The 5,510-nt window shown below is 31.2% G+C and carries 4 protein-coding genes; all 4 read right to left on the bottom strand.

Going from position 1 to position 5,510, the window contains the following annotated elements:
• Positions 1-717: 3'-5' exonuclease (locus ACI3VO_RS04815; RefSeq protein WP_439756832.1), on the bottom strand; the 717-nt coding region annotated here is incomplete at its 3' end.
• Between the two features lie 81 nt (positions 718-798).
• Complete coding sequence (gene ltrA / locus ACI3VO_RS04810; protein ID WP_439756831.1) at positions 799-2,640, bottom strand: group II intron reverse transcriptase/maturase; 1,842 nt, start codon at positions 2,638-2,640, stop codon at positions 799-801.
• 807 nt (positions 2,641-3,447) lie between these two features.
• Complete coding sequence (locus ACI3VO_RS04805) at positions 3,448-4,131, bottom strand: UvrD-helicase domain-containing protein (protein ID WP_439756830.1); 684 nt, start codon at positions 4,129-4,131, stop codon at positions 3,448-3,450.
• 134 nt (positions 4,132-4,265) lie between these two features.
• The coding region (locus tag ACI3VO_RS04800) for a ClC family H(+)/Cl(-) exchange transporter (protein WP_439756829.1) at positions 4,266-5,510 on the bottom strand (1,245 nt) is incomplete at its 5' end.

Below are 5,510 nucleotides of genomic sequence, written 5' to 3'. Positions count from 1 at the left end.
CAAGTCATTTATAGTCTTCACTTGCTTTTGATGTAGATTGCATTTTGTTACTAAAGCATTTAAGAAGTATTTTTCATCCTTGACTGAGTTTATACTTTCTCTAGATATATATCTAAATGGTTTGTTGATAATTCTTATCCAATACTCATTTGAATCAGGATCAATCACCAATTTCAAATAAGATAATATATCCTTAGCTGCCCAATGGTCGTATATCGTCACAACTGAATCTCTAATCACAAACGGAATTCTCATATCCATAAATACATCTACTAATGCTCTAGATTGCAAGTTTGTTCTGTATATTACTGCAAAATCGTCGTATTCTACGTAATCCTCTTTTACTTTTTCTAGTATGTCTTTTGCAATCTGTATAGCTTCATCTTCTGAATCCTTTGGAGTTAAATATTCTACAGTCCCCTTTTCCTTCTGATTACATTTGATTACTTTATTGTATCTATTTTCATTTTTATCTATTAATCTGTTTGCAGTTCCTATTATCTCTGATTTTGATCTATAATTTATATCTAATCTAACTTCCTTTGAGTCCTTGAAATAGTCCTTAAACTGTAGTAAAAAATCAGGTCTAGCCCCTCTAAATCCATATATACTTTGATCCTCATCTCCAACTACAAATATATTGTTTTCTGGCTCCGCAATTAGCTTGATAACCTCAAACTGAACTCTGTTGAATAGCGATAGGTAAGAGTTTGAAATTATCTCCGTCTTTTCCCCCGCTCTACACCGTACGTGAGACTTTCACCTCATACGGCGTGCCATCGTTTATGTTTTTGTTTATTATATAGTAAAATTTCCTGCTAACGTACGCAGTTTGTTAACTTTTAATAGTTGTTTTTCAGTAAGTTGGTATTCATTGATTGTATTTTTGATTTTCTCTATATCCGTGTAATGTATCAATTTATGTATATCTTTTATTAGATAAATTAAATTTGAATATGCATCCGAACCACCTTTTGATTTAAGTTGCTTATGATGCACTTCCATATCTCCAATTTGAAGATATTCACCAGTAACCCCACATTTTCCATTTTGTCCAACATAAAGCGAAATTCTATTATCATTGAATTCTGCTGTTTGGTTAGGATTAGGATTTTCTAATAAGTATCTCATTATATATGGGCTTACTTCAAATTTACATAAATTGTTGTGAATTACTTTTCTTCCTTCAGCTGTATAATTACAAACTTGTTGTGAAAAGTTTATTGGGGCAATTGTTCTAACGTACGAAAGTGGAAACAATATATTCTTATGAATAAACTGCTTTTTACCTTCATAATTGCCATAAATATTTATATAGAGGTCAGTTATTACACCCTTATAGCTACCACTTTTTTCAACTATATGTTTTCGGAATCGAGAGACTTGATAATCAATTTCTTTAAAATCTCGACTTACCATTGATACAACTTTGTAATATTGATGTCTGCCTAATACCGCAGAATTATATTTACATACATTTTTCAATGTCGGTCTATGTTTGATTTCCTTTAGCAATCTCTTGAATTGCTTAATTATTCTCTCTTTTGCTTTATCGCATACATTTGATTTTATTACCATTTTGTTTTTCTTAGGAACTACTTTAATTTTGATTCCAAGAAAGTTTGTGTAATTCTTTCTTAGGTTTGTAACTTTTGACTTTTCTTTACTTATATCTAATTTAAGTCTTTCTTTTAGCCATTCAGTTACAGCTTTATAGATAATTTGTGCCGTTTTATAGTCCCTACAAAATATTTTAAAATCATCCGCATATCTAACAATGAACATTTCTTTTAGGTTAGTTCTTTTTAGAGCATTATATTTGCTCGTATTATCTTGAACTTTGATACCCTTTTCATTATATTTTCCAGATGAATATTGCTTCTTTGTAATCATATATTCCCATTGTGATGCAATCCACCAATCCAATTCATTTAGTGTAATGTTTGATAGTAATGGACTTAATATTCCACCTTGTGGAGTACCTTTGGTTGGAATTTCTCCATTAACTGGAGCTTTTAACATCTTTGATATTATTGAAATTAATCTTTTATCTTTAATTCCAATAGTCCAAATTTGTTTCAGTAATTTTCCATGGTCAATATTATCAAAGAAATCTTTTATATCAACATCAACTACATAATGTAAACCATTTCTATTTATTAAACTATAACTTCTTGCTATTGCATGATGTGTTCCTCTATTTGGTCTAAATCCATAGCTATGGGCGTAAAACTTTGCCTCACATATTGGCTCTAGTACTTGAAGAACACACTGTTGTATCAGCCTATCACCAATAGTTGGTATACCTAATGGTCTCATTTTACCATTATCTTTTGGTATTTCAACTCTTTTAACCTCTTGTGGCTGATAGTTTTGTAATCTATCTTGTACATATTTTATTAATTCATTTGATGATTTATTAGCTAAGAATTTAATATCTTTTTCATCAAAACCAGGTGTAGTGCTACCTGCATTTTTCTTTATATTCCTATATGCTAATAAAATATTTTCTGGCATAGAAATGATTTCTATTAAATTTTTAAAATTTTGATTCTTCTTTGATTTGTCATATAACTCATCAAATATATTTTGCATATAATAATATTCATTGTTTCGAAGCTTTCTTTTCTTCTTTTTCATATTAGTAGATTTCTTTTCTACTTCTGTTTTTGTAAGTTGTTTTCTGCTGTTAGTAGCTATTAGTCAACACCTTCCCTTCCCTGACGGGATCTAGAAATATGTTTCTCTTAGTCTTACTCGAACCTAATAATTTATTTTCCTATATAATTTACATCAATAATCGACTAGTGCCTATCCCTCCACAGCTTATTATCACTGTTTCACAAGTACTATGGCACCGCTCTCACAAAACTTAAAAGTAAGTTATATATAATATATTTGATGCATATTACATTTTCCTTACTACCATTTCATAGAGTGTAATCTCTCCATGTAGTTTTGCTTTCCATGTTCCTATTTTTCTATCTATGCATATATCCTTAGGTGGTTCCTTTGCTCCTATTAGCTTGATAATTTCTCCCTTAACGAAATTATAAGGTATTTCATAAAGACAATTTTTACTCTACCTCACTAATCCTACATTTAGTAGTAATACCATTTCTAGTATCTATTCCTTTAGAAGCGTACATTCGGTTCTTCGTCATTTGCTTATGCAACAATTCTCACCTTAGATATTTTGTAGACCTCCGCCCTATAGATTACATCATCCACCTCTGGATAACTTTCGTTGCGGTTGATTATTACTCAACAAACATTACGGTAATTCTCAGACGCCTTTAACGAGCTTCTTACCTACATCTTTTTAATTACAGTTTGATAATAGGCAAGTCGTAGTTTAAGGTTAGCCCTTCGAGTGGTGTCCTCTCATTTGACTAATCGAAAAATAAGTTCTACTAAAATTTAATAATATTAGCGCTCAAGCTTTGTTTATTTAACCTGAGAACATGTCGCACTGTCCTGGAACTCATCTATCAAAATATACTTGTATACGCTTCTAACTATGTTAAGTACATCAGGATTATTTTGTAGTAAATAGTAAGTCCTAATTAGCATATCATCAAAATCGATCTTCTTAATCTCATCTTTGTAATTTTCATACATATTATATGTATTTATAAATTCATTCTTTGTAAGGACCTCTGACTCAAAATCAGCTTTGTCCATCATCTCGTTTTTAACGTAAGAAATTTCATTTATAACCTGTCCTATAAGCTCATCATCTTCTCCATTTTCAACATTTAAACTCTTTAAAATTCCTTTAAGGGCAAATCTCTTCAGCTTTTCATCTAAAATACTATTTAAGTTTAACTTCTCAAATTTTCTAAGAATTCTAAAGAACACTGCATGAAACGTTCCAAAGGTAACCTTGTTCATTCTAAAATCATTACATATACTCAAAGCTCTATTTTTCATTTCTATTGAAGATGCCTTTGTAAAGCTTATGGCAAGTATTCTAGTCGGAGGTATTCCCTCGTTCATGACCATGTTTACTATTCTGTAAGTTATTACTCTAGTCTTGCCAGAACCAGGACCTGCCAATACCATACACGGACCGTCAACATGCTTGACTGCCATTTGTTGATTTTCATTTAATTTATCTATATCTATCATGTTTTCCACCTTAATGTATAAAATTTATTAAATTATTTACATTATCATATTATATCAGATATATAACTATAAAATATCCTTATTTAATTATTCACTTATTTTAATATAAAAATACATTTAAATTTATAAAACTTCTAAGAACAACTAGCCTTTTGCCCTACATCCTCCAAGACAATTGGAGCATCCTTCTCATTGGTCATAACTGTAACTAAGTCCCCAGCTAATAATAGGGTATCTCCGTGTGGAATAATTTCCTTTTCACCTCTGACTATAGATACAACTAAAGATCCTTCAGGCCAAATAATATCTTGTATGTAATGATTATCTAAATTACTTCCTAATTCTACAGAGACCTCTACTAAAGTCTTTCTATTATAGCTTCCCTCTAATGTAAGATGGTTGTTTTTCAATATTCTTTCTAATAAAGCTTCATAAATTGGTTTTGTCTTCAATAAATCAGAAACTAAAAGCGCCACTACAGATACAAACGCCAAAGACAGCAAGTGATTAAGTGAGCCAGTCATTTCTGATATTAATATAATTGCAGTTATAGGTGATTTAACTATGGCTGCAAAATGACCTGCCATCGCTATTACTATAAAATTCAACAAATATTGTGATGGAATCCCTAAATAAGTGACCATAATAATACCAACTAAATCGCCTACTAGAGAACCCAAAGTCAATAATGGGAAAAATATCCCTCCAGGCGCTCCAGAGCCAAAGCACGCAAATGTAAATATAAACTTAATCACGATGTACATCATCAATATGTTAATAGGCATATTTGTATCTTGTAAACTCATAATTAAATCATGTCCTCCACCTAATAAAGCAGGTATTGTTAATCCAACAACTCCTGTTATTATAAATGGTATTATACATTTCATCTCTATAGATAAATTTGTCTTCTTATATATATTTTGCGAAACCAGTAATCCTTTGTTGAAAATAGTTCCACTTATTCCTATTACCACACCTAATATTAAAAGCGCCCAATAATATTTTAAAGGCATTGCTGATAATTGATGAAAATTTAAAGAAGGCTTCAATCCAAAGAAATTCTTTGATGCAAAATCCGCCATAAGAGCTGCTGATATCGCAGACAACAACACTATAGGTGAGAAGTTCTTATGCGCCTCCTCAAGAGAAAACATAACCCCTGCCATCGGAGCGTTAAAAGCTGCGGCAAGCCCAGCACTTGCACCGCATGTTATAAAATATTTTTTCTCATTATCCATTTTTTTAGTTGTGCTAGCAAATCCTTCCCCTACACATGCACCTATTTGCACAGAAGGGCCTTCTCTTCCTAAAGATAAACCTGCACCTAGACATACAAGTCCACCTATAAATTTTAAAATTAAAACACTATACCACTT

This window comes from Intestinibacter sp. (genome assembly GCF_051866655.1).
Lineage (GTDB): Bacteria > Bacillota > Clostridia > Peptostreptococcales > Peptostreptococcaceae > Intestinibacter.
Note: the sequence above shows the minus strand (reverse complement) of the source record. Positions and strands in the feature narration are given on the sequence as shown.

Bases quoted from the DNA above. Each gene is read 5' to 3' on its own strand.
- ACI3VO_RS04805 (WP_439756830.1), bottom strand. From the start codon at position 4,131: ATGATAGATATAGATAAATTAAATGAAAATCAACAAATGGCAGTCAAG.
- ltrA (WP_439756831.1), bottom strand. From the start codon at position 2,640: ATGAAAAAGAAGAAAAGAAAGCTTCGAAACAATGAATATTATTATATG.